Genomic DNA, 25934 nt, shown 5'->3' with positions numbered 1-25934 from the left:
CCAGGGGGGCGGGTCGTTCCACAGGCAAGAAGGACGGACGCCGGTCGACACAGGCCGGCAGCGGAGGAGAAGACCCCTGATGAAGCACCAGAAGGTGTGCGATCTGATGAGCGACGCCGTGGTCCGCGTCCAGCGCGGCACACCGTTCAAGGAGATCGCCCACCTGCTGCAGGAGTACGACATCACAGCGGTGCCCGTCGTGGACGAGGAGGACCGCCCCGTGGGGGTGGTGTCCGAGGCGGACCTCCTGCAGAAGATGTGGGGCTCGGACCCCGACGGTTCGTCCGCGCACGAGGAACGGTCCCGGCCCGGCGGCGGCAAGGCGTTCGCCACGGACGCGGCGGGGCTCATGACCTCACCCGCGGTCTGCGCCCGGGAGGACTGGAGCGTCGTCGACGCCGCCCGGGTGATGGCCCGGCACGGCATCAAGCGGCTCCTGGTCGTCGACGAGGCAGGGCGGCTGATCGGGGTGGTCAGCAGAGGCGACCTGCTGCGGGTCTTCCTGCGCACCGACCGGGCGATCCGGACCGAGATCATCGAAGAGGCCCTGGTCAACGCCCTCGGTCTGGCTCCCTCGTCGATGCAGGTGGACGTGGAGCACGGGCATGTCGTCCTCAGCGGCCGGCTCCCCGGCCACGTGTCCGTCCCCGCGCTGGAGGAACACTGCCGACGCGTCGACGGCGTCGTCGCGGTGGAGTTCCGACAGGCGGGAGAGGCCGGCGCCGGGAGCTCGGCGAGCGAACCGGTCCGACGGCTGGGGTAGCGACAGGCCGGTGCCCGCCTTCGGGGCCGGGCGCACGTCTTTCCCCCTGGGAGACCGTCAGGCCGCGGTCTTCCGCGCGTCGGTCCGGGTCGTGCCGGAGGACACGCGCGGCCGGATGCCGGGGCGTGCCGCCGGCCGAGCCGGCGGTGTGCGCCGCTGCCGCTTCGGAGTCCGTGACGACGACCGTGGTGCCGTCTGAGGCCCGGCCGGCACCCTCCGGCACGTTGACGGGCCGCGGACTCTCACGGTCGCCGGGCGTCGTCACGGGGCCCGGCGAGGGCCGGGATCCGCGGATGGGCGCGCAGTGCCGCGATGACCGCGTTCACCGCCGCGCGCCGCGTGGTGCCGTGCCGCACCACGACGGCGACATTGCGGTGCACCGGAGGGCTGAGCTCCCGGGTGACGACTGCGTGGTCCGCGGTGACGGCCAGGGCGGGCAGCAGCGCGATCGAACCGGTCGACTCGACGTGCCGCAGCAGCATCAGATAGTTGCTGAACCGGCACGCCACCCGGGGTTCGAATCCCGACTCCCGGCACAGCCGCACGGTCAGGTCCGCCATGTACGACTGTGGTCGGTCACACGCCCAGGTCTCCTCCTCGCATGCCGCGAGGCTCACCGCCGTACGGGAGGCGAGCGGGTGTCCGCGCGGCAGCACCAGCACGACCGGGTCGGCCCCGAGGGACATGACCTCGATGTCCGAACCCCAGGAGAGACCCGCGTAGTCGGTCGTGGTGACGATGACGTCCGCCTCCCCCGAGCGCAGGGCGGGTCCGCTCTCGTGCGGCTCCATCTCGATCAGTTCGAGGCGCAGGTGCGGATGGGTGGTGGCCAGGCGCGTCGCCGCCGGGACCGCGAGGGTGTAGATCGCGCTCTGGAACACCCCCAGCCGGACGGTGCCGATGGGTTCCTCGTTCAGGGCCCGCAGTTCGGCCTCCGCCTCGGCCATGCGGTCCAGGATCTCCCGGCCCCGGCGGGCCAGCAGAAGACCGGCCGGGGTCAGCCGAACCCGCCGCCCGGTCCGCTCGAGCAGCCGGCACCGGGTCTCGGTCTCGAGCACCGCCAGTTGCTGGGACACCGTGGACGCGCTCAGATGCAGCGTGTCGGCGACCGCGCGGACGGTACCGAGCGTGTCCAGCAGGCTGAGCAGTCGTAGCCGTCCCGAGTTGAGCATTCCGCGATTGTACGTTTCTGCCGCACAGACAGGCCGGACATGTGCGATGGACACGCGCAGTGGTGCTTTCCTACGGTCGGTCGCATGCCTTTCGACGACACATCCCGCGCCGCCCCCGAGCGCCACCTCATCCGCTACTCCGGCCACGCCGACTTCTCGCCGGAGGTCGTCGTGCGCGCCGCGGGCACGTCGGTGTTCACCGAGAGCGGTCGTGAGCTGCTCGACTTCACCTCCGGTCAGATGAGCGCGATCCTCGGGCACTCCCATCCGGCGATCGTCTCGACGGTGCGCGAGCAGGTCGCGCACCTCGATCACCTGCACAGCGGCATGCTCAGCCCTCCGGTCGTGGAGCTCGCGCGCAGGCTGGCCGGCACCCTGCCCGATCCGCTGGAGAAGGCGCTGCTGCTGACCACCGGGGCGGAGGCGAACGAGGCCGCCGTGCGGATGGCGAAGCTCGTCACCGGCCGCCACGAGATCGTCTCCTTCGCCCGGTCGTGGCACGGCATGACGCAGGCCGCCGCGAACGCCACGTACAGCGCCGGGCGCAAGGGCTACGGGCCCGCCGCGCCGGGCAACTTCGCGTTGCCGGTGCCGGACCGCTACCGTCCCGGTGTCGTCGACGCCGAGGGCTCGCTGGACTGGCGTCGCCAGCTCGACCTCGGCTTCGAGCTGATCGACGCCCAGTCGGTCGGCAGTCTGGCCGCGTGTCTGGTCGAGCCGATCCTCAGCTCGGGCGGCGTCGTCGAGCTTCCGCCGGGCTATCTCGCCGCCCTGGCGCTCAAGTGCCGGGAGCGCGGCATGCTGCTGATCCTCGACGAGGCCCAGACCGGGCTGTGCCGCACCGGCGACTGGTACGCCTTCCAGCACGAGGGCGTCGTCCCGGACATCCTCACGCTGTCCAAGACGCTCGGTGCGGGACTGCCGCTGGCCGCGGTGCTGACCAGCCCGGAGATAGAGCAGCAGGCCCACGACCGGGGATTCCTGTTCTTCACCACCCACGTCAACGACCCGTTGCCGGCCGCCGTGGGCAACACCGTCCTCGACGTCCTGGTCCGCGACCGGCTCGACGAGCGTGCGCGCCGGCTCGGCACGGCACTGCGCGGTCACCTGGACAAGCTCGCCGCCCGCCACGACGTCGTCGGAGACGTCCGCGGCCGGGGACTGCTCCTGGGAGTGGAACTGGTCGGGGACCAGGTTCTGGGCGCCGGCGGCGCGGACCGGCTCGGTGCGGCCGTCACCCGGCGCTGCTTCGAGCTCGGGCTGCACATGAACATCGTCCAGCTGCCCGGGATGGGGGGCATCTTCCGTATCGCGCCCCCGCTGACCGCGAGCGACGACGAGATCGCCCGGGGCGCCGCCATCCTCGACGAGGCGCTGACCGACGCCGCCCGGGATCTCTGAGAAAGCCGCCTCCCGTCAGCCCGCCGCGCCGACCGGGTCGGCCGCCCACCGGCGGAGGGTGGCCGTGGCCTCGGCGCGGGCCGAGGGCGAGAGGTCCTCGATGGTCACGTGGTGACTGACGCCGGGCGCCCAGTGGACGCGGGAGTCACGGGTGCCGGGGCCGATACGGAAGTGCTCGGCGGCGGCCGGTCCTGGTCCCCGTTGACGAACAGGAGACGGCTGCCGCGCCGGCGGACCCAGCGGTCGACGTCGGGCATCGCACGGCGGTCGAAGCGCATCGGAATGTCGCGGGGCACGAGGTCGCGGGGCTCGACGGCGTCCGGATGGCGCAGCAGGCCGGTCAGATGGGTGGTCCGGACGTCGTAGTACCCGAGCTGGGTGCCGAGTTGGCAGAAGTGGGGGCCGTGCTGCTCCACGACCGGGTCGGTGTAGGCGGCGAGCAGCGCGGTGGCTTCCAGCCAGCGGTAGAGCTCCGTCGAGGAACCGCAGGTAGGCGGAGTCCTCGCGGTCGTCGACGTTGTTCGGCGCGGAGTACGCGATGGTGCCGTCCACGTCGTCGGGGTGGTAGCGGCGGCGGTGGACGGATGCCATGCCGCCCTTGCTGCCGCCCGTCGAGACCCAGTTGCCGCGGTAGAGCCCGCGGAACAGCCGCACCACACGGTGATGGTCCTCGGCGGCCTGGCGGACGGTCAGGTGGGACCAGTCGACGGTCGCCGGGCGCGAGGTGCCGAAGAAGCGGTGCTCGACGCCTATCTGGTTGCCGTCGAGCAGCACGGTCGGCTCGGCCCGGCGCGGTGACAGCGGTACCTCGTAGCCCGTCGTGAACAGCACCGTGGGACGGTCCGTCGAAGGCCCCGGTGGCCTGGAGGAGAACCAGGTCACCGGGGCCGTACGCGTGAGTGTCAGACTCCGGCCGTCTCCGGCTCGCGGGCGGGCTCCGGGGGCGCGGTGGTGTCACCGAGCTCCTTGTGGAGCTTCTCGCCCTCGACGTCGACGTTCGGCAGCAGTCGGTCCAGCCACTTGGGGAGCCACCAGGCCTTGGTGCCGAGCAGGGCCAGCACGGCGGGCACGATGGCCATGCGGACCACGAAGGCGTCGAAGAGGACCGCGATCGCGAGGCCGAAGCCCATCATCTTGATCATGTTGTCGTCCTCCATGATGAAGCCGGAGAAGACGCTGATCATGATGACCGCGGCCGCCGCGACGACCCGGCCTCCGTGGGTGAAGCCCGTGGTCACGGATTCGGCGGCGGACGAGCCGTGGACGTACGCCTCACGCATGCGCGTCACCAGGAAGACCTCGTAGTCCATGGCCAGGCCGAAGACCACGCCGATCATGAAGATGGGCATCATCGACATGATCGGGCCCGGCTGGTCCACCCCGAGGACGTCCGCGAGCCAGCCCCACTGGAACACCGCGACCACCGCGCCGAGCGCCGCGGCCACCGAGAGCAGGAAGCCGAGGGCCGCCTTGAGCGGGACGAGGATCGAGCGGAAGACCAGCATCAGGAGCAGGAAGGCCAGGCCGACGACCAGGGCCAGGTACGGGACGAGCGCGTCGTCCAGGGTCTGCGAGAAGTCGATGGTCATCGCGGTCGCGCCGGTGACCAGCACGGTCGCGCCCGTCTCGCCCTTGATGTCGCCGGACAGCCCGCGGATGTCCTTCACCAGCGACTCGGTGGCCGCCTCGCTCGGCCCCGTCTTCGGCACGACCGTGAGGACGGCGGTGTCGCCCGCCTCGTTGAAGTTCGCCGGGGTGACGGCCGCGGCCTCGCCGAGGCCCGTGATCTCCTTGCCGACGGTGTCGGCGGCGGCCTTCGCGTCGTCGGCGTCCCGCGTGTCGATGGTGACCATCAGCGGGCCGTTGAATCCGGCGCCAAAGGACTCGGACAGCATGTCGTAGGCCTTGCGCTGGGTGGTCTCGGGCGCGGAGCTGCCCTCGTCGGGCAGGCCCAGCTCCATGCTCGCGGCCGGCACGGCGATGACGCCGAGGCCGAGCACCGCGGTCAGCAGCACGGTCACCGGTCGCCGCAGTACGAACCGGGCCCAGCGGGTGCCGAGCTTCGGCTTGGCGGACGCGTCGCGCTGTCCGGCGGGCGCCTTGCGGTCCTTGCGGCTGAGCGCCTTCCTGCCGGCGAAGCCGAGCAGCGCCGGGGTGAGGGTGAGCGCGATCAGCACGGCGACGCCGACCGTGGCCGCGGCGGCCAGGCCCATCTTGGTGAGGATCGGGATGTTGACCACCGCGAGGCCCCCCAGGGCCACGATGACGGTGAGTCCCGCGAAGACGACCGCGGAGCCCGCGGTGCCGACCGCACGGCCCGCGGCGTCCTCGGGGGTGCGGCCCTCGGCGATCTCCGCGCGGTAGCGGGAGACGATGAACAGGGCGTAGTCGATGGCGACCGCGAGGCCGATCATCATGGCGAGGGTGGAGGTGGTGGCGGAGAGTTCGAGCGTGCTGCCGAGCGCCCCGATGGCGGAGATGCCGATGCCGACACCGATGATCGCCGAGAGCAGGGGCATACCGGCCGCGACGAGCGAGCCGAAGGTCAGCAGGAGCACGATCGCGGCGACGCCGATACCGATCAGCTCGGCGGTGCCGCCCATCTCCTGCTCCGCCATGACCGCGTCGCCGCCGGTCTCGACGGTGAAGCCGTCGCCGCGCGCGTCGTCGGTGGCGGCGGTGAGCGCGTCACGGGCCTGGTCGGTCAGCTCCATGGCGTTGACCTCGTACGTCACGGAGGCGTACGCGGTCGTGCCGTCCTCGCTGACGGCGTCGGCCTCGAACGGGTCGGCCACCGAGGCGACCTGCGGGCCGTTGCCGAGGGCCGTCACCAGTTCCTCGACCTGGTCCTTGCCGGCCGGGTCGGAGATCTTCCCGCCGTCGGGGGCGCGGATGACGACGCGTGCGGTGGCGCCCTCGGCGCCGGCGGCCGGGAAACGCTCCTCGAGGAGGTCGAACGCCTTCTGGGATTCGGTGCCGGGCATGGAGAAGGAGTCTTCGGGCGGGGCGGGCGCCGTGGACGCGGCGACGCCGGCGCCCACGAGTATGGCCACCCAGAGCAGGGCGACGAGGCCGCGGCGCCGGAACGCGCGTCGGCCGAGTCGGTAGAGGAACGTAGCCACCTGGGACCAATCCTTCGGATTATGGGCAGGACGAAGACCCGGCACATGGGGGGAAGGCGGAGGCGCTGACCGGGGTACGTTTCCATGCTCACCCGGGGGGTCCCGCATTTGATCCGCCCCTGGGTCTGGACCGGCGTACTGCGCAGGGTGTAGTGCGCCCCGGCGCTCCTCTCCCCCGGGTGTAGGCCGCGGCGATGGGTGTACGCCGCACTTCGTTGCCGCGGGCAGCCGACGTCTTTCGGCCGGTCACCGGGGTCGCGCTGCCGCCCGGGCCGGGTCGCGCCACCGCCCGGGCCGGGTCGCGCTGCCGCCCGGGCCGCGGCGGGCCCTCGTCCGCATCGGGAACTCCCGCGTCCCCGGGTGCGTCCGCCGTGCGAGGGAGAGCCGTGGCACAGCGCCCACGACCGCGCCGTGGTTCGTCCGGCAACGGCTCCGGTGGTCCCGGCGACGTCGGCGGCGTGGCCGCCGATCGGGCGGCGGGTGGGTGGCACCCGACGAGTACGGTCTTCCAGGGGAGCGACGCGCGCTCCGTGCCCCCGGGACGCGGGGGAGGGAAGGGACACATCGAGGATGACGACACCCCGCACGGACCTGCTGCTGCGTCAACTCGACATCGCGTGGGCCCTGTTCGAGTACCACGCCGACGGCCTGGACGACGCCCTGTGCCTGTGGACGCCCGACCCGTACCACTGGACGGTCCGGCCAAACGAGCAGGGGCGGTGGGTCGCCGACTTCCAGGTGCCGGAGCCCGACCCGGTGCCGGCGCTGACCATCGGATGGGTCACCTGGCACATCGGCTACTGGTGGACGGCCACCCTCCGCCACTGCTTCCGGGATCCGGCGCCGTCGGAGCACGACGAGGTCTTCTGGCCGGGTACCGCGCAGGGCGCCGTGGAATGGCTGCGCGGACTGCACGAGCGGTGGCGGGCGCGGCTGGACGGCCTCACCGACGCCGAACTCGACTCCACCGAGCGGACCGCGACCCTGCCCTGGGGCGCGGGCATGTCCCTGGCGGACGTGGCGGGCTGGGTCAACGTCGAACTGACCAAGAACGTCGCGGAGATCGGGCTCCTGCGCATCCTGCACGGCGCCCGGAACGCCCGCCCCTGACCACGGCGCGGACCCGGGTGTCCCGGGCGTCGGCGGCGGGCCTTCCGTCCGGTGGCTGAGCGCCGTGTACCGGGTGGCCTCGGCTCCCTGGGCACCGTACGCGGCGCCCGTACGGACGAGTCAGCCCGTCGCGGAGTTCTCGGCCGGACGGAACATCTCGCCCGTCAGCGCGCGAAAGGCCTCTTCGGGGTCCCGCCCGTCCAGCAGGCCGTCCAGGTTGCGGGAGAGCAGCAGCGACGCGAAGCCGTGGGCCATCGACCAGGCCGCCATGAAGCCGACGGCCGGATCATCGGCGTAGCCCGCCACGGCCACGCGGAGCCGGTCCCGTGTCCGCTCGCGCGCCGCGCGCAGCTCCGGGTCGTCCGGGCGAAGGAGCTCCGGACGGAACATGACCTGGAAGTGCGCCGGGTGCGCGATGGCGAACCGTACGTACCGCATGCCCAGGTCTCGCAGGTCCCCCGCCTGGCCCAGGGTGACGGACAGGAGTCCGTACCCCTCGGTCGCGATGGCGGTGAGAAGGCCCGCGCGGTCCCCGAAGTGGTGTGCGGGCGCGGCATGGGAGACGCCCGCGCGACGGGCCAGGCCGCGCAGGGACAGGGCTGCCGGGCCCTCGGTGGCGATCACGTCGAGGGCCGCGGCGAGCACGGCCCGTGGCAGGTCTCCGTGGTGGTAGGCGGCGCGTTCTGCGGTCATGGGAGCAGGTTAGCGCAGTCTAGTCATTGACTAGATCGTGTCCCGGATGCCAATCTGGCCAGTGACAAGATGTGAGGGTCGCGAGAAGAGAAGGGTCATGGACATCATGGGTATCGACCACGGACGCGTTCGGCAGATGTGGCATCTTCTGGAGCCCCTGCACGCCGTCGTCTACTACGCGCCGCAGGTCTTCGAGGAGGCCGAGTCGCTCGGGTACGACACCGGCGAGCGCTGGCCGAGCTACTTCGCCTGGCGGGCGGCTCCGCTCGGGGCGCCCGGATGCCGTCGGGTGACGTCCGCGTTCTACAGCTTCAGTCCGGGCATGGTCGCCGAGCACGTTCCCGCCGCCTGGGAGGTCGCCGCACCGGACAAGGTGATCGAGGCCCGTACGCGCGGTGTCGACCGGGCGTACGGCGCGCTCATCGGTGAGCGGACGGGCGGCCCCGACATCGGGGAGGCCGCCGCCCTCGCCCGCCGGGCGGCACAGGCCGCGCCCACCGAGGGCCGCCCGCTCGCCGCCGCCAACGCCGCGCTGCCCTGGCCCCGGGAGCCGCACCTCGTGCTGTGGCAGGCCGCGACGATCCTGCGCGAGCACCGCGGCGACGGCCATCTCGCCGCTCTCCTGACCGCGGGTCTCGACCCGGTGGAGGCACTGGTGTCCTTCGCCGCGATCGGCGCGGCACCGGCCGGCGTCTTCGCGAGCCGCGGCTGGAGCGAGGACGAGTGGGCGGCCGCCGGTGAACGGCTCCGGACCCGCGGACTCCTGGCGGCCGACGGCACCGCGACCGAGGCGGGCCGCGTCCTGCGCGCCGAGGTCGAGCGACGCACCGACGAACTGGCCGCCGCGCCCTGGCGGGCACTCGGCGCCGAGCACACCGCGCGCCTCGCCGACCTTCTCGGCCCGGTCTGGCTGGATGTGCTCGGCTCCGGACTGCTGCCCCGCGAGACCACGCTCGGCATCGGCAAGGTCTGACCCCGGGCGCCGGGGCGGCGTCTTCGGAGGCGCCGGATCGATGACGGCAAGCGACGCGTCCGCGCTCCGGTACGCGTCACACCCGCTGGGTCCGCTCCGCGCCGGCGGGCTCGGTGGCCATGCCGCCCATCACGATGCGCGACCGGCTGTGCAGCCGCAGCGAGACGGCGGCGAACGCGATCGCGACCAGGGTCATCGCTCCGCCCGCCCAGGCCGTGGCGGTGTAGCCGAGGCCCGCGTCGATCACCGTGCCGCCGAGCCAGGGGCCGCCGGTGTTGCCCAGGTTGAACGCGGCGGTCGTCGTGGCGCCCGCGAGGGTGGGGGCGGCGCCGGCGACGTCGAACATCCGCGCGTTGAGCGCCGGAGCGGTGTAGAAGGCGGAGACGCCGAGCAGCAGGGAAAGCGCGATCACGGCGGCGGGGCTCGACGCGAACAGCGCCAGAGCGGCCAGCAGCACGGTCGAGGCGGTGATGCCGGAGAGCAGCACGCCGAACAGGTGCGCGTCGGCGACCCGGCCGCCGACCGTGGTGCCGATCAGCGCGCCGATACCGAACAGCGCCAGCACGCTGGGCACCCAGCCGTCCGCCAGTCCGGCCACATCGGTGAGCAGCGGCGCGAGGTAGGAGAAGGCGCAGAACACGCCGCCGGCGGCGAGCGCGGTCATCACGATGGACAGCCAGACCTGACGGTCACGGTAGATCGCCAGCTCGCTCTTCAGCCGGGGCCGCCGCTCGGACAGCGGAATCCGCGGGATCAGGGTCACGACACCCACGAGTGCGACGGCGGACGCCGCGCCCACGGCCCAGAACGCGGACCGCCATCCGAGGTGCTCACCGAGGAACGCGCCCACCGGGACGCCCAGGACGTTGGCGATCGACAGTCCGCCGATCATCACGGCCATCGCGCGTGCGCGTGAGGTCTTCGGCACCATCGCGATGGCCACGGCGGCACCCACCGCCCAGAAGCCGGCACACGCCAGGGCGCTCACGACCCGCGAGACGAACAGGATCTCGTACGTGGTCGCCAGCGCGCCCGCGATCTGGCCGAGGCCGAACACCGAGATCAGCGCGACCAGCGTGATCTTCCGCGGCAGCCGCAGGGTCGCGACCGCGAGCAGGGGCGCGCCGACCACCATGCCGATCGCGAACGCGGATATCAGCAACCCGGCTTGCGGGATGGACACGTCCATGTCGTCGGCGATGGGCGGCAGCAGTCCGGAGAGCATGAACTCGCTCGTGCCGAGCGCGAAGACGGAGAGGCCGAGAATGTAGACGGCGAGCGGCATGCGGGATGCTGCGGGCCGTACGGAAGATGCGGGCATGACAGGTGTCAACGAAGGGTTTCTTCCCTCCATTCCCCCGCGGAGGGCCGTCTCACGATGCGGCGGGCCGGTGACCGGGCCGAATTGTCAGTGGTGGGCGGCATGATGCCACGCATGACGACTCCTTCAGCAGTGATCGTGGACGCCGCCGCCTACGCACAGGCGGTCGAGGACGCCGCGCGTGCGGCGGCCGCCTATTACGCGGGCGGCTCCTCGCCACTGGACGACGACACCTACGACCGGCTGGCGAGAGGTATCGCCGCGTGGGAGGCCGAGCACCCCGACGAGGTGCTGCCCGACTCCCCCACCGGCAAGGTCGCCGGCGGTGCGGCCGAGGGCGACGTTCCGCACACGGTGCCGATGCTCAGCCTGGACAACGTGTTCTCACCCGAGGAGTTCACCGCCTGGACGGCGTCCCTGGCCCGTCGTCTGGACCGGGAGGTCACCCGGTTCGGCGTGGGTCCCAAGCTGGACGGGCTCGCGGTCGCCGCCCGCTACAGCGATGGCCGCCTCACCCGGCTCATCACGCGCGGGGACGGCACGGCCGGGGAGGACGTGTCGCATGCCATCGGCACCGTCGAGGGACTGCCCGAGACGCTGGCCGAGCCGGTCACCGTGGAGGTGCGCGGCGAGATCCTCATGACGACGGCCCAGTTCGAGCACGCCAACGAGGTGCGCACAGGCCATGGCGGCCAGCCGTTCGCCAACCCGCGCAACGCGGCGGCGGGCACGCTGCGGGCGAAGGAGCGCGCCTACACGGTCCCGATGACGTTCTTCGGGTACGGCATGCTGCCCCTGTCCGGGACGGAGACCGCGCTCGCCGGGCGGCTGGAGGAGCTCGCGCACAGCGACCTGATGTCGACGGCGGCCGGGCTCGGGATACACACCAGCGCCGGGACGGCGGTCCCGGACATCGTCGTCCAGACGCCGGAACAGGTCGTGGACCGGGTCCGGGAGATCGCCGCGCTGCGCGCTCAACTGCCGTTCGGCATCGACGGGATCGTCGTCAAGGCCGACCTCGCCGCCGACCGGCGGGCCGCCGGATCGGGTTCCCGGGCACCGCGGTGGGCGATCGCCTACAAGCTGCCTGCCGTGGAGAAGATCACCCGGCTGCTGGAGGTGGAGTGGAACGTCGGCCGCACCGGCATCATCGCCCCGCGCGGCGTCCTGGAACCGGTGGTCATCGACGGCTCCACGATCACCTACGCCACCCTGCACAATCCGGCCGACATCACCCGTCGCGGTCTGCGGCTGGGCGACCACGTCATGGTGCACCGCGCCGGTGACGTGATCCCCCGCATCGAGGCACCGGTCGCCCATCTGCGCACGGGGGAGGAGCGGCCGATCGCGTTCCCCGAGCTGTGTCCGCGCTGCGGTTCGGACATCGACACGAGCGAGGAGCGCTGGCGCTGCGCACAGGGCCGCAACTGCCATTTGGTCGCCTCTCTCGCCTACGCCGCGGGCCGCGACCAGCTGGACATCGAGGGCCTGGGCGCCACTCGTGTCGTCCAGCTCGTCGAGGCCGGTCTCACCACCGACCTCGCCGATCTGTTCACCCTCCGGCGCGAGGAGCTGCTCGGCCTCGAGCGGATGGGTGAGACCAGCACCGACAACCTGCTCGGCGCGATCGCCAGGGCCAAGGAGCAGCCGCTGTCGCGGGTACTGTGCGCGCTCGGCGTCCGGGGCACGGGCCGGTCCATGTCCCGGCGCATCGCCCGGTACTTCGCCACCATGCACCACATCCGCGCCGCCGACGCCGACGCGATGCAGCGGGTCGACGGCATCGGGTCGGAGAAGGCGCCCTCGATCGTCGCGGAGATCGCGGCACTGGCCCCGCTCATCGACAAGCTCGCCGCCGCCGGTGTCAACATGACCGAGCCCGGCGCCACTCCGCCCCCGGCCGCCGGTGCCGACGGCGAGGGCGAAGTCCCGGGCGAAGGCGACGGTGCGGTCGCGACACCGGCGGAGGGCGGCCCGCTGGCGGGGATGCGGGTGGTGGTCACCGGCGCGATGACCGGGAGTCTGGAAAAGCTCTCGCGCAACGAGATGAACGAACTCGTCGAGCGGGCCGGCGGGCGCTCCTCCGCCAGCGTCTCGAAGAGGACGACGCTCGTCGTCGCGGGCGAGGGGGCCGGTTCCAAGCGGGCCAAGGCCGAAGAGCTCGGCATCCGCCTCGCCACACCGGACGAGTTCGCCACACTCGTCGCCGGCCTCCTCGACTGAGCCGACGCGGACGCCGACCTCCCAATCCCAAAAATCCTATGGGATCTGTCGCCCTCTTGACGAGCTGATCGCATCTGTCACACCATCAGAGCGACAGAATCCTATTTGATTCCAGTGGGGAAGCGACCATGACCGCGGCGCGCATCACCGAAGTCGACGTGATCGACATCCGTTTTCCCACCTCGCGCGAGCTCGACGGCTCCGACGCGATGAACCCGGACCCCGACTACTCGGCCGCGTACGTGATCCTGCGGACCGACGCGGGTGACGGGCTGGAGGGTCACGCGTTCGCCTTCACCATCGGGCGCGGCAACGACGTGCAGGCCGCGGCCATCGCCGCGCTGCGCGATCACGTGGTGGGCCTGTCCGCCGAGGCGGTGTGCGCCGATCCCGGTTCGCTCTCCCGGGCCCTGGTCGGTGACAGCCAGCTGCGCTGGCTCGGCCCGGAGAAGGGCGTGATGCACATGGCGATCGGTGCCGTCGTCAACGCGGTGTGGGACCTGGCGGCCAAGCGTGCGGGCAAACCCGTGTGGAAGCTCCTCTCGGACGCCGACCCGGAATGGCTCGCGGACCAGGTGGACTTCCGCTACATCGAGGACGCCCTCACCCGCGAGGACGCCGTGGCCCTGCTCCGAAAGGGCAAGGACGGCGCCGCCGGACGCGAGTCCCGGCTCCTGGCGAACGGCTACCCGGCATACACCACCTCTCCCGGCTGGCTCGGCTACTCCGACGACAAGGTGGTCCGGCTGGCCGAGCGGGCGGTCGCGGACGGCTTCACCCAGATCAAGCTGAAGGTCGGTGCCGATCGCGCCGACGACGTCCGCCGGATGCGCGCGGCACGCGCGGCCGTCGGCCCCGGTGTCCGGATCGCCGTCGACGCCAACCAGCGCTGGAACGTCGCCGAGGCCGTCGAGTGGACCAACGCGCTGGCCGAGTACACCCCGTACTGGATCGAGGAGCCCACCAGCCCGGACGACATCCTCGGGCACGCGGCCGTACGCGAGGGCGTGGCCCCGGTCAAGGTCGCCACCGGTGAGCACGTCCACAACCGCGTCGTCTTCAAGCAGCTCCTCCAGGCGGAGGCGATCGACGTACTGCAGATCGACGCGGCACGGGTGGGCGGGGTCAACGAGAACCTGGCGATCCTGCTCCTCGCCGCCAAGTACGGCGTCCCGGTCTGCCCGCACGCCGGCGGCGTCGGCCTGTGCGAGCTGGTGCGCCATCTGTCGATGTTCGACTACGTGGCACTGACCGGTACGACCGAGGACCGCGTGATCGAGTACGTGGACCATCTGCACGAGCACTTCAAGGACCCCGTGACCCTCGTGAACGGGCACTACGTGGCTCCCACGGCACCCGGCTTCTCCTCGGAGATGCACGCCGCGTCGATCGCGGCCTATCGCCATCCGGACGGCGTCTTCTGGGTCACCGACGCCGCCGGCCTCACCGAACCCCGGAAGGGGACGAACCGATGAGCGAACTGTCCGGGTTCAGAGCCCTGGTGACCGGCGGCGCGTCCGGCATCGGCAGGGCCACCGCCGGTCTGCTGGCCGCCCGCGGCGCGGACGTCGCCGTACTGGACCTCGATCCGCTCGGCCTCGACCCGCTCGCCCCGGACCCGCCCGGCCCCGGTCGGCCGGCTGGGGGCGGGCCCCTGCGCGGGTACCGCGCGGACGTGTCCGACGACGCCTCCGTACGGTTCGCCGTCGCCGCCGCCGCCGAGGATCTGGGGGGCCTCGACATCCTGGTCAACAACGCCGGTATCGGCGCGGTGGGAACGGTCGAGGACAACGACGACGCCGAGTGGCACCGGGTCCTGGACGTCAACGTCCTCGGTATGGTCCGCACCACGCGCGCGGCCCTGCCCCATCTGCGCGCCTCCGCGCACGCCGCCGTCGTCAACACCTGCTCGATCGCGGCCACGGCAGGGCTCCCCCAGCGCGCCCTGTACAGCGCGAGCAAGGGGGCGGTCCTGTCCCTGACCCTGGCCATGGCGGCGGACCACGTCCGCGACGGCATCCGCGTCAACTGCGTCAACCCCGGTACGGCGGACACGCCCTGGGTCGGCCGCCTCCTCGACCGGGCGGCGGACCCGGTCGCCGAGCGGGCGGCGCTGGACGCCCGGCAGCCCATGGGCCGGCTGGTCACCGCCGAGGAGGTCGCCGCCGCCATCGTGTACCTGGCGAGTCCGGCCGCCGCCTCGGTCACCGGCACCGCGCTCGCGGTGGACGGCGGGATGCAGGGCCTGCGGCCGCGGCCGGAGGGCCGGTGACGCGGCCGGACGGGAGCGGCGGCCGCGCGCCGCTGCCGAGCCGCACCCTCGGCCGAAGCGACGTGTCCGTCACCGCCCTCGGCTTCGGCGCCGCGGCCGTCGGCGGTCTCTACGAGGACGTGGGCGAGGAGGAGGCCGCGGCCGCCGTGGACGCCGCCTGGGAAGCGGGCGTCCGCTACTTCGACACCGCCCCGCACTACGGCCTCGGCCTGTCGGAACGCAGACTGGGCGAGGCCCTCGGGGCCAGGCCCCGCGACGACTTCACCCTGTCCACCAAGGTGGGACGGATACTCGTCCCGCACGCGGGCGGCGGTGACGACCTGGCCCACGGCTTCGCCGTACCGGCCACCCACCGGCGGCGGTGGGACTTCAGCGCCGACGGTGTACGCCGCTCACTGGAGGACAGCCTCACCCGCCTCGGGCTCGATCACGTCGACCTCGTCCTCCTGCACGATCCGGACGACCACGGGGAGCAGGCGTTCCGGGAGGCCTATCCGGCGCTCGAGGAGCTGCGGTCGCAGGGAGTCGTACGGGCGATCGGCGCGGGAATGAACCAGACCCGGATGCTGACCCGCTTCCTGACGGACACGGACGTGGACGCCGTGCTCTGCGCGGGGCGCTACACGCTCCTCGAACAGGGCGCGCTGGATGCCCTGCTGCCCGCCGCGGCGGCGGCCGGCAAGAGCGTGATCGCCGGCGGAGTGTTCAACTCCGGCCTGCTGGCCGATCCCTCGCCGGGCGCCACCTACGACTACGCGGCGGCGCCCCCGGACCTGCTGCACCGGGCCGTACGGATGCGCGACGTCGCCGAGTCGCGGGGCGTGCCGTTGCGCGCGGCCGCGCTGCGCTTCCCCTTCGGACACGCGGCCGTCGCCTCCGTCCTGGTCGGGACGCGGTCGGCCGCCCAGGTCCGGGACGCGGCCGAGCAGTTCCACCGGCCCCTGCCCGACGGCCTGTGGGAGGGCCTGCGGGCGCGGGGACTGCTGTCAGGTGAGGTGCCGGTGCCGGCCAGGGCGGTGACATGAGCGTCGTCGACGCCCACCATCACCTCTGGGACCTCGGCGTACGGGACCAGGAGTGGATCACCGGTCCGGAACTCGCCCCGCTGCGCCGCTCGTTCCTCCTCGCGGATTTCGAGACCGAGGCCCGCCAGGCGGGGGTGGCGGAGTCGGTGCTCGTGCAGACGGTCACCGTGCCCGAGGAGACCCCGGAACTGCTGGCCCTGGCCGCGGACAGCGAGGTGGTCGGCGCGGTCGTCGGCTGGACCGATCTGACGTCACCCGGTATCGCCGACGAGCTGGACCGGCTGCGCTCGCTGCCCGGCGGCGGGTTCCTGCGCGGCATCCGGCACCAGGTCCAGGCGGAACCCGACCCGGACTGGCTGACCCGGCCCGAGGTGCTGCGCGGACTGCGCGCGGTCGCTGCGGCCGGACTCGTCCACGACCTCGTCGTCCTCCCGCACCAGTTGCCGTCGGCGACGAGGGCGGCAGCCGCCGTCCCCGGGCTCACCTTCGTCCTCGACCACCTGGGCAAACCACCGATCGCGTCGGGCCGCCGGGAACCATGGGCCCGCCATGTGCGTGCGCTGGCCGCCCTGCCGAACACGGTCTGCAAGCTCTCCGGCATGGTCACCGAGGCGGACCGGCGGTCGTGGACGGTCGACGACCTCAGGCCGTACGCCGACACGGTGCTCGGCGCCTTCGGTCCCCGGCGGCTCATGTTCGGCTCCGACTGGCCGGTGAGCACCCTCGCCGCCCGCTACGGCGACGTCCTCGCCGCCACCCGGGAGTTGACCGGCTCGCTCACCGCGCCCGAGCGGCACGAGGTGTGGTCGGGCACCGCCCGGCGGGTCTACCGCGTCGGCGCATGACCGGGCCACCGGCACCGGCCTCCACCGAGGTTGACCGACGCCGCGACCACGGCGGGTGCCCGGCCCTCGTCAGCGCGGGCCGCGTCAGCCCGGCCCGATCCACGTCAGTCCGGCCCGAGCCGGCTGAGCCGGCGCTCCAGGCTCCGGGTGAGGTGGTCCGCCATCGCCTCGGCGGCGCGTTCGGCCCTGCGGCGCAGTATCGCGCGCACCACGCGCTCGTGCTCCGCGAGAGTCGGGGCCCCGTCGCTCTGGAGGTTGCTGAGGCGGAAGATGTGCAGATGGGAGTGGAGCCGCTCCACCGCGTCCGCGAGCAGGGGCCGATGGGCGGCCTCGGCGACCGCGTCGTGGAATCGCTGGTCCAGGGCGGCGAAACCCCGGTAGGCCGCGTACGGTCCCGCGGGGCCGGGGTGGGCCTGCATGTCCTCCAGGATCGCCTCGACCGCGTCGAGCTGTGACTCGTCGGCGTTGCGGGCGGCCAGGGCGGCGGCTCGCGGTTCGAGGAGCAGCCGCATCTCGAACAGTTCCTCCACCCCCCGCCGGGTCAGCAGCTCGGTGGCCCGGTACCCGGACAGGGAGCGTTTGACGACGAGACCGTCGGACTCCAGCCGGGCCAGGGCCTCGCGCACGGGGGTCGGTGAGACGTTGAGCGTGCGGGCCAGGGCCTCGATGCCGACGCGGGCGCCGGGGGCGATCCCATGGTCCATGACCATGGCCTTGATGTCCTCGTAGACACTGTCGGACAGCGCCTGCCGGACCGGTACCGCCGGCGCCCCTCCCGCCCCGGCCGCGTCGTCGGAGGCGGACGGGTCATGGGCCGGCATCCGGGTCTCCTCAGTGCGCTGTGCGTTACGGCGAGCGCCAGTTTAACGAGGTGGGGCGGCCGCTTCGAGGTCGGAGACGGTGCCCGACATGATGGTCCGCACGTGCTGGGTGATGTGGTCGGCCGGCCAGTCCCACCAGGCCACCGCGAGCAGCCGGGCGATGTCCTCGTCGCCGAAGCGGGTGCGGATGAGGCGGGCGGGATCGCCGCCGACGATCCCGTAGTCGGGCACGTCCCGGGTGACCACGGAGCCCGCGCCGACGATCGCGCCGTGTCCGATCCGTACGCCGGGCATGACCGTCGCGCCGTGCCCGAACCAGACGTCGTTGCCGACGACGGTGTCGCCCCGGTTCGGCAGGCCGGTGAGCAGGTCGAAGTGCTCGGCCCAGGAGCCGCCCATGGTGGGGAAAGGGAAGGTCGAGGGGCCGTCCATGCGGTGGTTGGCGCCGTTCATGATGAACCGGGTGCCGGTCCCCAGCGCGCAGAATCTGCCGATCACGAGCCTCTCCGGGCCGTAGTGGTAGAGCACGTTGCGCGTCTGGAACGCCGTCGCGTCGTCCGGGTCGTCGTAGTAGGAGTACTCCCCCACCTCGATCAGCGGGGAGGTCACCAGCGGCTTGAGGAGCACCACCCGCGGCTGACCGGGCATCGGATGGAGCACCGTCGGGTCTGCGGGCACGGGCATGTCGGGCGGCTCCTCGGGATCGCGTGCGGTGAGTCGGTCCCATGATCGCCGCAACGGAGCTCGCGGACCACCGGTTTACGCACGAGTGTACGTTCGTACACTTCGCCTGTAGGCTCCGCGCATGACTGTTGACGTTCTGCGCCGGCCCGCCCTGGCCGAACGGCGGGCTCGCGTGGCCGTCGCCGTGCTGTTCTTCACCAACGGGGCCCTGTTCGCCAACCTTCTGCCGAGGTATCCGCAGATCAAGGCGGACCTCGGCATCGGCAACGCCGCCTACGGGCTGGCCGTGGCGGCGTTCCCGGCGGGCGCCATCGCGGCCGGGCTCGCGGCCGGCCTGGTCGTCCGCCGGTTCGGCTCGGCGCGGGTGGCGGTCGGCGGCACGCTGCTGACCGGAGTGGGCATCCTCGCCGCCGGCCTGGCCGACTCGGTGGTGCTGTTCGCGGGCGCCCTGCTCCTGGCCGGAGCGGCGGACGCGTTCACCGACGTCGCGCAGAACGCCCATGGTCTGCGGGTACAGCGCCGCTACGGACGCTCCATCATCAACTCCTTCCACGCCATCTGGTCCATCGGCGCCGTCGCCGGCGGGTCCATGGCCGCCGCCGCGATCGCGCTCGACGTCTCCCGGAGCGGGCACCTGCTGTTCTCGGCCGTGGTGTTCGCGCTCGCGGCGTGCGTCGCCCTGCGGTTCTGTTTGCCCGGCCCCGAGACCGAACCGGAGGAGGAGGCCGGCACCGAGGGCCACGCGCCACGGCAGGCCCGGCGTGCGGCACCGGGGGCACGTACGCGCTACGTACTCGCCGCGCTGGTCCTCATCGCCACGGCCGGCACGCTCGTCGAGGACGCGGGCAGTTCCTGGGCCACCCTCTACCTCTCCGACTCTCTGCACGCGTCGGTGGCGCTGGCCGCTTCCGGCTATGTCGCCCTGGTCGGGGCGCAGTTCGTCGGCCGGCTCATCGGTGACCGGCTGGTGGACCGGTTCGGCCAGCGCGCGGTGGCCCGCTGTGGCGCCCTCGTCGCCGCGGCCGGCATGGGCCTGGCGCTGGCCGTGCCCACGGTGCCCGGGACGATCCTGGGGTTCGCGGCGGCCGGGTTCGGGGTGGCGACCCTGGTTCCGGCGGCGATGCACGAGGCCGACGAGTTGCCCGGCCTGAAGCCCGGGTCGGGGCTGACCATGGTCTCCTGGCTCATGCGGCTGGGCTTCCTGCTCTCCCCGCCGGTCGTGGGGCTGGTCGCCGACGCGGCGAGTCTGCGGGTGGGGCTGCTGGTGGTGCCGCTCGCGGGGGTCCTCGTCCTCGTGTGCTCCGGGGTGCTCCAGCCCCGCCGGCGCTGAGCGGAGCCACCGGGCGGGTGTCCCCCGGGCGATACGCCTCCATGAGTGTACGTTCGTACGCTTCGGGGTACGATCGTGCGCATGCCGACGGACTACTTCGCGCAGGACCCTCGCACGAACCTCGAACGCATGGAGGCGGGCGACCTCTACATCGCAGACGATCCCGAGATCGCCCGCAGGCAGCAGCAGGCCGTGCGGCTGGCCGCCCGCTATCAGGCCGCCTACGCGGAGGACGCGGCGGCCGCGCAGCCGGTCCTCGCCGAACTGCTCGGCTCCCTGGGCGCCGAGGCGCACGTGCGGCCCCCGCTGTACGTCGACTACGGCAGCAACATCTCGATCGGTGCGCGCACCTTCGTCAACTACAACCTGACCGCGCTGGACGTCGCGGCGATCACGATCGGCGAGGACTGCCAGATCGGGCCGGGCGTCCAGCTGCTCACCCCCACGCATCCCCTGGAGGCCGAGCCCCGGCGGGACAAGCTGGAGGCCGCCCGGCCCATCACCATCGGCGACAACGTCTGGCTGGGCGGTGGCGCCGTCGTCCTGCCCGGCGTGACCATCGGCGACAACTCCGTCATCGGCGCCGGAGCGGTCGTGACGAAGGACGTGCCCGCGGGCGTCGTCGCCGTCGGCAACCCCGCCCGCCCGGTGCGGAAGGTGTAAGCCCGCTCCCATGGCAACCGGACACACGGACCCGCAGCGGCGCGAACGCATCATCGCCGCCACGCTCGACCTGATCGCCGAGGAGGGCATCGCGCGCGTCTCCCACCGGAAGATCGCCACCCGCGCCGGGGTCCCCCTGGGCTCGATGACCTACCACTTCGGCGGCATCGACCAGTTGCTGCGGGAGGCGTTCGGCAGCTTCACCGACCACATCGTCGCCGTGTTCGACGCCCACCTCGGCGCGGCGGCCGACCGCGAGCAGGCCCGGGAAGCGGTGGCCGACCTCGTACACCTCCTGTCCGAGGGAAGCCAGCGGGACCTGGTGCTCACGCAGGAGCTGTACACCCTCGCCGCGCGCCAGCCGGCCTACCGGGAGCTCACCCACGAGTGGATGCGCCGCAGCCGCGTCCACCTGGAGAAGCACTTCGACCCGGACACCGCCCGCCAGCTCGACGCCCTCATCGAGGGGCTGACGCTGCACCGCGCGCTGGCCCAAGAACCCCACGGCAGGGCGCTCACCCTGGAGGCCGTCGCCCGTGTCACCACCACGGAGCGGCGCGCCCCGTAGCCGCCCGTGCGGCACGGGCCTGACCCCTGTGCCGCACGGGCATCGTCCCCTGCCTCCGTGCTCGCCGTCGTCCGGCTCGGGTGTCAGCAGACGCCGTCGCCCGGCTTGGGGTTGCCCAGGCCGAACAGGGGACGCAGCTTGAGGCCCACCCAGGTACCGGCCAGCGCGAAGGCCCCCCACAGCCAGCCGCTGAGGCTGCCCGAGGCGATGCCCGCCAGATAGGCGCCGATGTTGCAGCCGCCGGCGAGGCGGGCGCCGATGCCCATCAGCACACCGCCGAGCACCGCCGCGAGCGCCGTGCGCCAGGGGATGCGCCGGTGCAGGGCCCAGGTGCCGCCGACCGCGGCCGCGAGAGCCGCGCCGATCATGATGCCGATGTCGGTGAGGCTGGTCTTGTCGGCGAGTACCGGGCCCGCCAGCATCTCCGCGTTGCCCGGCCGCTGCCACCACGTCCAGTTCTCCGGGTGGCCGCCGAGCGCGCCCACGAGCTCCGAGCCCCACAGGCTGAAGGCGCTCGTGACGCCCCAGGCGCCACCGGAGACCAGCAGGACGCCCGCGCCGAGCACGGCCAGCGCGAGGGCGCCGGCGGCCAGCGGCCAGGAGCCGCGCAGCGCCCGGACGGCGGCACCGCGCGCCGAGGGCACGGCCCCGAGGGGCGGCGGGTTGCGGCGGGCCTGGACGCGCCGCGTGACCAGCACCACGAGGAGCAGCGCGAGGATGGTCACGGCCCAGGAGCCGAGCCGTCCGATGTGGTCGGACAGGACGACGGGCTCCCAGGCCGGGAGGTCCTTCCACAGGTCGAACTGCCAGGCGGCGAGGGTGGCGCCCGCGATGAAGCCGCCGAGGGTCAGCACCACCGACCCCTGTCCCGAGCCGACGGCGAAGAGGGTGCCCGAGGCGCAGGCGCCGCCGAGCTGCATGCCGACCGCGAAGAGCACGGAGCCGGCGAGAAGGCCGACCCCGATCGGCCCGGCGGACGGGGCCGGCTGGGAGCCGAAGAGTCCGGTGCCCGTGCCGATGAGCAGCGCGAACAGGGTGGCCGTGGTGCCGAGCAGCAGGGCGTGCGCCCGCAGCCCGGCGCCGTTGCCGACGGCGACCAGTTGCCGCCAGGCGGACGTGAAGCCGAACCGGGAGTGGAAGAGGGCGACGCCCAGGCCGAGGCCCAGCAGGAGCAGTACGCCCGGTTCGGCGCCGTGCGCGGACCATACGTACGCGGTCAGGGCCGCGGCGAGCAGGCCGGACACCGCGAGCGGCGTCCGCCTGACCGGGGGCAGGGGCGGCGCCTCGGGCCGTGCCGAGGAGGTCGGGGACGGGGAGAACAGGGCGGCGGGCGCGCGCGGCGGCGCGGCCGGGGTCGGCCCGGCTGGGGGCGCGGTGGTCACGGAAGATCTCCGGGGTGGTGCACGGGGACGGCGGGCGAGGGCGCTGGCGGACCGGCGGCGTGGGTGACGCGGCCGGTGTGGTTCAGCGGCGACAGAGGCCGTCGTCGACGCACCACGCCGAGTTCGCGAAGAGCGCGAGGCACAGCAGCGGAGCCGATGCATACATGCGTGCGAATATACGGAGTGCGGCGCTCCGGATGCCAGGCCGTCTCGCCATGCGGATGGCGAGGTGGACAGAAGACGCCCCGGAGCGCCGCCCCGGCGACGCCGCCTCCGTGCCTCACGGGCGCGCCCGGCCGCCGCGCACTCCTGCGGCGCGCGCTTGACCACCGGCCCGCCCCGCCGGGCCCGTGCCTCCGCCCCGTCCCGGACTCCACGATTCCGTGGCGTCCGGGACGGGCGCGGCGCCGGCCCGACCGATGGCCCGCGTGGTTACAGCGTGCGCTCCAGGCGGTCGGCGACCAGCTTCACGAAGCGGGCGGGCTCCTGCGGCCGGCCTCCCTCGGCGAGTACCGCCAAGGCGTGGAGCAGTTCGGCGGTCTCGGTGAGCTCCGTCCGGTCCTGCTGCTCGGTGTAGGCCCGGTTCAGGGACTTCACCAGCTGGTGCTCCGGGTTGAGTTCGAGGATCCGCTTGGCGTGGGGCACCTCCTGGCCCATCGCCCGGTACATGTTCTCCAGGGCGGGCGTGAGCTCATTCGCGTCGGAGACGACACAGGCCGGCGAGACCGTGAGGCGGGCGGAGAGGCGGACCTCCTTGACGTCCTCGCCCAGGTGCTCCGTCATCCAGCCGAGCAGGCCGGCGTACTCCTCGCCCTGCTTGTCCTTCTCGGCGTCGGTCTTCTCGTCCTCGGCGCCGCCGAGGTCGATCTCACCCTTGGCCACCGAGCGCAGGGGCTTGCCCTCGTACTCCCCCACCGCGTCGACCCACACCTCGTCGACGGCGTCGGTGAGCAGCAGGACCTCGACACCCTTGGCCCGGAAGGCCTCCATGTGCGGGGAGTTCTCGATGGACTGCCGGGACTCGCCCGTCATGAAGTAGACGGCGTCCTGGCCGTCCTTCATCCGCTCCACGTAACCCTTCAGCGTGGTCGGCTCGTCGGCGTCGTGCGTGCTCGCGAAGGAGGAGGCGGCGAGGATCGCGTCGCGGTTGTCGGAGTCGGTCACCAGTCCTTCCTTGAGGACGGCGCCGAACTCCCGCCAGAAGGTGGCGTAGCGCTCCGGCGCGGACGCCGCCAGGTCCTTGACCGTGGCCAGGACCTTCTTGGTCAGGCGACGCTGGATCATGCGGATGTGGCGGTCCTGCTGGAGGATCTCGCGGGAGACGTTGAGCGAGAGGTCCTGCGCGTCGACGACGCCCTTGACGAAGCGGAGGTACGGCGGCAGCAGTTCCTCGCAGTCGTCCATGATGAAGACGCGCTTCACGTAGAGCTGCACGCCGCGCTGGTATCCCTGGGTGAACAGGTCGTGCGGGGCGTGCGAGGGCACGAAGAGCAGGGCCTGGTACTCGAAGGTGCCCTCCGCCTGCAGCCGGATCGTCTCCAGCGGTTCGCGCCAGTCGTGGGCGATGTGCTTGTACAGCTCGTGGTACTCGTCGTCGGACACCTCGTCGCGCGGGCGTGCCCACAGTGCCTTCATCGAGTTGAGCGTCTCCGCCTCGCCCGCCTCGGCGCCGTCCTCGGCCGGCTTCGGCAGCAGGCGGACCGGCCAGGTGATGAAGTCCGAGTAGCGCTTGACGATCTCCTTGATCTTCCACTCGGAGGTGTAGTCGTGGAGCTGGTTCTCGGAGTCCGCCGGCTTGAGGTGAAGGGTGACGGAGGTCCCCTGCGGCGCCTCGTCGACCGTCTCCAGGGTGTACGTGCCCTCACCGCGCGACGTCCAGCGGGTTCCCTTCGCCTCACCGGCGCGGCGGGTCACCAGGGTGACCTCGTCCGCCACCATGAAGGCGGAGTAGAAGCCGACGCCGAACTGGCCGATGAGCCCGTCGGCCCCGGCGGCGTCCTTGGCCTCGCGCAGTTCCTGGAGGAACTTGGCCGTGCCCGAGTTGGCGATGGTGCCGATGAGGTGCGTGACCTCCTCGTACGACATCCCGATGCCGTTGTCCCGCACGGTGAGGGTGCGGGCCTCGCTGTCGGCGTCGAGTTCGATGTGGAGGTCGGTCACGTCGACATCGGGAGTGTCGTCCCGCAGGGCGGCGAGGCGCAGTTTGTCCAACGCGTCCGAGGCGTTGGAGACGAGTTCGCGCAGGAAGACATCCTTGTTCGAGTAGACGGAGTGAATCATCAGCTGCAGGAGCTGACGCGCCTCTACCTGGAACTCAAACGTTTCGGTCGGCATGGCTGGTGAGTACCTCACGGGTCCGCGGTCGGGTGAACTGACGGTAGTCACTTTAGAACAGCCCGAGTTCCCGCCGCCGCCGCTCGGGCGTCCTACCGGTACGGCGGCCTCGTCCAGCCGGTCCGTCAGGGCAACGGACGCGTTCCGCCGTGGCAGCGGAACGGGAGAGCCGGCGTAGGACCACGCAAGGCCGATCGGCGGCCAGTCGTGCCGTGCCGCTGCAACAAGTCGCGTCAGCAGCGTTGACGCAAGGTCAGGGCGCGTGCACATTACTTAAAAGTAGAACTGGCCGGTAACCAGCAACCGCACGCTCGCCCCCCTCCCGCGCCCACGCCCACGCCCCGAGAAGAGAGAGCCCATGCCGAAGCACGCCCTGCGCCGTGTCATGACCGCGACAGTAGCCGCGGCCGGTACGCTGGCCCTCGGTCTCACCGACGCCACCGCGCACGCCACGCCCTCCCTGGACTACGTCGCCCTCGGCGACAGTTACAGTGCCGGCTCGGGCGTCCTGCCCGTCGACCTCACCAACCTGCTCTGCCTGCGCTCCACGGCGAACTACCCGCATGTCATCGCCGACGCCACGGGCGCACGCCTGAAGGACGTCACCTGCGGCGCCGCCCAGACCGCCCACTTCACGCAGGCCCAGTACCCGGGCGTCGCTCCCCAGGTGAACGCCCTCAGCGCCGGCACCGACCTGGTCACGCTGACCATCGGCGGCAACGACAACAGCACGTTCATCAACGCCATCACCGCCTGCGGCTCCGCGGGCGTCCTCAGCGGCGGCAAGGGCAGCCCCTGCAAGGACAGACACGGCACGTCCTTCGACGACCAGATCGACACCAACACCTATCCTGCGCTCAAGAACGCGCTGCGCAGCGTCCGCGCCAAGGCTCCCAACGCCCGCGTGGCCGCCTTGGGTTACCCGTGGATCACACCGGCCACCGCCGACCCGTCCTGCTTCGCGAAGCTGCCGATCGCCGCCGGTGACGTGCCCTACCTGCGGAGCATCCAGGCACACCTCAACGCCGTCGTCGAGCGTGCCGCCGAGGAGACCGGGGTGACCTATGTGGACTTCTCGCAGGTGTCCGAGGGCCACGACGCCTGCGAGGCCGTCGGCACCCGGTGGATCGAACCGCTCCTCTTCGGTCACAGCCTCGTCCCCGTCCACCCCAACGCCCTCGGCGAGCGGCGCATGGCCGAGCACACCATGAAGGTTCTCGGCCTGAACTGAC

22 protein-coding genes and 1 pseudogene are annotated in these 25934 nt (G+C 72.5%); 13 read left to right on the top strand and 10 right to left on the bottom strand.

From position 1 onward, the window contains the following. Nucleotides 1–79 precede the first annotated feature (79 nt). The gene (locus tag ACH4NX_RS05900; protein WP_398126884.1) at nucleotides 80–763 is read left to right on the top strand and encodes a CBS domain-containing protein; all 684 of its coding nucleotides are present in this window, start codon (nucleotides 80–82) and stop codon (nucleotides 761–763) included. Nucleotides 764–1005: 242 nt separating this feature from the next. Here the strand turns inward: ACH4NX_RS05900 and ACH4NX_RS05895 are convergent, their stop codons facing one another. Then, on the bottom strand, nucleotides 1006–1935 hold the full coding sequence (locus ACH4NX_RS05895) for a LysR family transcriptional regulator (protein WP_398126885.1): 930 nt from the start codon (nucleotides 1933–1935) through the stop codon (nucleotides 1006–1008). An 84-nt stretch (nucleotides 1936–2019) separates the two neighbouring features. On the opposite strand from ACH4NX_RS05895, the gene ACH4NX_RS05890 reads away from it, so the two are divergent. Beyond that, the gene (locus ACH4NX_RS05890; RefSeq protein WP_351391088.1) at nucleotides 2020–3336 is read left to right on the top strand and encodes an aspartate aminotransferase family protein; all 1317 of its coding nucleotides are present in this window, start codon (nucleotides 2020–2022) and stop codon (nucleotides 3334–3336) included. Between the two features lie 104 nt (nucleotides 3337–3440). Here ACH4NX_RS05890 and ACH4NX_RS05885 read toward each other — a convergent pair whose 3' ends face one another. The 3 genes and pseudogenes from ACH4NX_RS05885 to ACH4NX_RS05875 form a co-directional block, all read right to left on the bottom strand. Next, nucleotides 3441–3752, bottom strand: coding sequence for a hypothetical protein (locus ACH4NX_RS05885; protein ID WP_398126886.1), 312 nt, complete (start codon nucleotides 3750–3752; stop codon nucleotides 3441–3443). A 73-nt stretch (nucleotides 3753–3825) separates the two neighbouring features. Continuing rightward, nucleotides 3826–4167 (bottom strand): annotated as a pseudogene (locus ACH4NX_RS05880) (S28 family serine protease); the annotation flags it as partial. Between the two features lie 71 nt (nucleotides 4168–4238). Continuing rightward, nucleotides 4239–6458 carry an MMPL family transporter gene (locus ACH4NX_RS05875; protein ID WP_351391094.1) on the bottom strand — a complete coding sequence of 740 codons (2220 nt, stop codon included), beginning with the start codon at nucleotides 6456–6458 and terminating at the stop codon, nucleotides 4239–4241. A 570-nt stretch (nucleotides 6459–7028) separates the two neighbouring features. On the opposite strand from ACH4NX_RS05875, the gene ACH4NX_RS05870 reads away from it, so the two are divergent. After that, nucleotides 7029–7568, top strand: coding sequence for a DinB family protein (locus ACH4NX_RS05870; RefSeq protein WP_351391096.1), 540 nt, complete (start codon nucleotides 7029–7031; stop codon nucleotides 7566–7568). A 120-nt stretch (nucleotides 7569–7688) separates the two neighbouring features. Here ACH4NX_RS05870 and ACH4NX_RS05865 read toward each other — a convergent pair whose 3' ends face one another. After that, a complete protein-coding gene (locus ACH4NX_RS05865; RefSeq protein ID WP_398126887.1) occupies nucleotides 7689–8261 on the bottom strand; it encodes a TetR/AcrR family transcriptional regulator in 573 nt (190 codons plus the stop codon). 106 nt (nucleotides 8262–8367) lie between these two features. Between ACH4NX_RS05865 and ACH4NX_RS05860 the strand changes: the two genes are divergently transcribed. After that, nucleotides 8368–9234, top strand: coding sequence for a hypothetical protein (locus tag ACH4NX_RS05860; RefSeq protein WP_398127162.1), 867 nt, complete (start codon nucleotides 8368–8370; stop codon nucleotides 9232–9234). Between the two features lie 76 nt (nucleotides 9235–9310). Here ACH4NX_RS05860 and ACH4NX_RS05855 read toward each other — a convergent pair whose 3' ends face one another. Further along, nucleotides 9311–10519 (bottom strand): Cmx/CmrA family chloramphenicol efflux MFS transporter, encoded by a 1209-nt coding sequence (locus tag ACH4NX_RS05855; RefSeq protein WP_398127163.1) that lies wholly within the window; start codon nucleotides 10517–10519, stop codon nucleotides 9311–9313. 150 nt (nucleotides 10520–10669) lie between these two features. Here ACH4NX_RS05855 and ligA point away from each other — a divergent pair, with 150 nt between their 5' ends. From ligA to ACH4NX_RS05830, 5 genes are all read left to right on the top strand, one after another. Then, nucleotides 10670–12778: an NAD-dependent DNA ligase LigA gene (gene ligA / locus ACH4NX_RS05850; RefSeq protein ID WP_398126888.1), complete on the top strand. Its 2109-nt coding sequence runs from the start codon at nucleotides 10670–10672 to the stop codon at nucleotides 12776–12778. A 128-nt stretch (nucleotides 12779–12906) separates the two neighbouring features. Beyond that, on the top strand, nucleotides 12907–14253 hold the full coding sequence (locus ACH4NX_RS05845) for an enolase C-terminal domain-like protein (protein ID WP_398126889.1): 1347 nt from the start codon (nucleotides 12907–12909) through the stop codon (nucleotides 14251–14253). Next, nucleotides 14250–15050, top strand: coding sequence for an SDR family oxidoreductase (locus ACH4NX_RS05840; RefSeq protein WP_351391108.1), 801 nt, complete (start codon nucleotides 14250–14252; stop codon nucleotides 15048–15050). The genes ACH4NX_RS05845 and ACH4NX_RS05840 overlap by 4 nt, the downstream gene beginning before the upstream one ends. Nucleotides 15051–15082: 32 nt before the next feature. Continuing rightward, nucleotides 15083–16075 (top strand): aldo/keto reductase, encoded by a 993-nt coding sequence (locus ACH4NX_RS05835; RefSeq protein ID WP_398127164.1) that lies wholly within the window; start codon nucleotides 15083–15085, stop codon nucleotides 16073–16075. Next, a complete protein-coding gene (locus ACH4NX_RS05830) occupies nucleotides 16072–16920 on the top strand; it encodes an amidohydrolase family protein (RefSeq protein ID WP_398126890.1) in 849 nt (282 codons plus the stop codon). The genes ACH4NX_RS05835 and ACH4NX_RS05830 overlap by 4 nt, the downstream gene beginning before the upstream one ends. A 104-nt stretch (nucleotides 16921–17024) precedes the next feature. Here ACH4NX_RS05830 and ACH4NX_RS05825 read toward each other — a convergent pair whose 3' ends face one another. Next, entirely contained in the window at nucleotides 17025–17741 is a 717-nt protein-coding gene (locus ACH4NX_RS05825) for a GntR family transcriptional regulator (RefSeq protein WP_351391114.1), read from the bottom strand. A 42-nt stretch (nucleotides 17742–17783) separates the two neighbouring features. Then, complete coding sequence (locus ACH4NX_RS05820) at nucleotides 17784–18425, bottom strand: CatB-related O-acetyltransferase (protein WP_351391117.1); 642 nt, start codon at nucleotides 18423–18425, stop codon at nucleotides 17784–17786. A gap of 121 nt (nucleotides 18426–18546) precedes the next feature. On the opposite strand from ACH4NX_RS05820, the gene ACH4NX_RS05815 reads away from it, so the two are divergent. The 3 genes from ACH4NX_RS05815 to ACH4NX_RS05805 all read left to right on the top strand — a co-directional run bounded on the left by ACH4NX_RS05815 (nucleotide 18547) and on the right by ACH4NX_RS05805 (nucleotide 20986). After that, a complete protein-coding gene (locus tag ACH4NX_RS05815) occupies nucleotides 18547–19755 on the top strand; it encodes an MFS transporter (protein ID WP_351391119.1) in 1209 nt (402 codons plus the stop codon). Between the two features lie 81 nt (nucleotides 19756–19836). Next, a complete protein-coding gene (locus tag ACH4NX_RS05810) occupies nucleotides 19837–20418 on the top strand; it encodes a sugar O-acetyltransferase (protein ID WP_351391122.1) in 582 nt (193 codons plus the stop codon). 10 nt (nucleotides 20419–20428) lie between these two features. Continuing rightward, nucleotides 20429–20986 carry a TetR family transcriptional regulator gene (locus tag ACH4NX_RS05805; RefSeq protein WP_351391125.1) on the top strand — a complete coding sequence of 186 codons (558 nt, stop codon included), beginning with the start codon at nucleotides 20429–20431 and terminating at the stop codon, nucleotides 20984–20986. A gap of 83 nt (nucleotides 20987–21069) precedes the next feature. Here ACH4NX_RS05805 and ACH4NX_RS05800 read toward each other — a convergent pair whose 3' ends face one another. Then, nucleotides 21070–22368, bottom strand: coding sequence for a YeeE/YedE family protein (locus tag ACH4NX_RS05800; protein ID WP_398126891.1), 1299 nt, complete (start codon nucleotides 22366–22368; stop codon nucleotides 21070–21072). A 432-nt stretch (nucleotides 22369–22800) separates the two neighbouring features. Further along, nucleotides 22801–24702, bottom strand: coding sequence for a molecular chaperone HtpG (gene htpG / locus ACH4NX_RS05795; protein ID WP_351391130.1), 1902 nt, complete (start codon nucleotides 24700–24702; stop codon nucleotides 22801–22803). Between the two features lie 358 nt (nucleotides 24703–25060). On the opposite strand from htpG, the gene ACH4NX_RS05790 reads away from it, so the two are divergent. After that, the gene (locus tag ACH4NX_RS05790) at nucleotides 25061–25933 is read left to right on the top strand and encodes an SGNH/GDSL hydrolase family protein (RefSeq protein ID WP_351391133.1); all 873 of its coding nucleotides are present in this window, start codon (nucleotides 25061–25063) and stop codon (nucleotides 25931–25933) included. Nucleotide 25934: the final 1 nt, after the last annotated feature.

The organism is Streptomyces sp. NPDC017225 (assembly GCF_044331465.1).
Lineage (GTDB): Bacteria > Actinomycetota > Actinomycetes > Streptomycetales > Streptomycetaceae > Streptomyces.
Note: the sequence above shows the minus strand (reverse complement) of the source record. Positions and strands in the feature narration are given on the sequence as shown.

Excerpts from the sequence above, each read along its gene's own strand:
- ACH4NX_RS05890 (WP_351391088.1), top strand. The coding sequence starts at position 2,020 with ATGCCTTTCGACGACACATCCCGCGCCGCCCCCGAGCGCCACCTCATC.
- ACH4NX_RS05805 (WP_351391125.1), top strand. The coding sequence starts at position 20,429 with ATGGCAACCGGACACACGGACCCGCAGCGGCGCGAACGCATCATCGCC.
- ACH4NX_RS05895 (WP_398126885.1), bottom strand. The coding sequence starts at position 1,935 with ATGCTCAACTCGGGACGGCTACGACTGCTCAGCCTGCTGGACACGCTC.
- ACH4NX_RS05870 (WP_351391096.1), top strand. The coding sequence starts at position 7,029 with ATGACGACACCCCGCACGGACCTGCTGCTGCGTCAACTCGACATCGCG.
- ACH4NX_RS05840 (WP_351391108.1), top strand. The coding sequence starts at position 14,250 with ATGAGCGAACTGTCCGGGTTCAGAGCCCTGGTGACCGGCGGCGCGTCC.
- htpG (WP_351391130.1), bottom strand. The coding sequence starts at position 24,702 with ATGCCGACCGAAACGTTTGAGTTCCAGGTAGAGGCGCGTCAGCTCCTG.
- ACH4NX_RS05855 (WP_398127163.1), bottom strand. The coding sequence starts at position 10,519 with ATGCCGCTCGCCGTCTACATTCTCGGCCTCTCCGTCTTCGCGCTCGGC.
- ACH4NX_RS05810 (WP_351391122.1), top strand. The coding sequence starts at position 19,837 with ATGCCGACGGACTACTTCGCGCAGGACCCTCGCACGAACCTCGAACGC.
- ACH4NX_RS05900 (WP_398126884.1), top strand. The coding sequence starts at position 80 with ATGAAGCACCAGAAGGTGTGCGATCTGATGAGCGACGCCGTGGTCCGC.
- ACH4NX_RS05820 (WP_351391117.1), bottom strand. The coding sequence starts at position 18,425 with ATGCCCGTGCCCGCAGACCCGACGGTGCTCCATCCGATGCCCGGTCAG.
- ligA (WP_398126888.1), top strand. The coding sequence starts at position 10,670 with ATGACGACTCCTTCAGCAGTGATCGTGGACGCCGCCGCCTACGCACAG.
- ACH4NX_RS05830 (WP_398126890.1), top strand. The coding sequence starts at position 16,072 with ATGAGCGTCGTCGACGCCCACCATCACCTCTGGGACCTCGGCGTACGG.
- ACH4NX_RS05790 (WP_351391133.1), top strand. The coding sequence starts at position 25,061 with ATGCCGAAGCACGCCCTGCGCCGTGTCATGACCGCGACAGTAGCCGCG.
- ACH4NX_RS05865 (WP_398126887.1), bottom strand. The coding sequence starts at position 8,261 with ATGACCGCAGAACGCGCCGCCTACCACCACGGAGACCTGCCACGGGCC.
- ACH4NX_RS05825 (WP_351391114.1), bottom strand. The coding sequence starts at position 17,741 with ATGCCGGCCCATGACCCGTCCGCCTCCGACGACGCGGCCGGGGCGGGA.
- ACH4NX_RS05815 (WP_351391119.1), top strand. The coding sequence starts at position 18,547 with ATGACTGTTGACGTTCTGCGCCGGCCCGCCCTGGCCGAACGGCGGGCT.
- ACH4NX_RS05860 (WP_398127162.1), top strand. The coding sequence starts at position 8,368 with ATGGGTATCGACCACGGACGCGTTCGGCAGATGTGGCATCTTCTGGAG.
- ACH4NX_RS05845 (WP_398126889.1), top strand. The coding sequence starts at position 12,907 with ATGACCGCGGCGCGCATCACCGAAGTCGACGTGATCGACATCCGTTTT.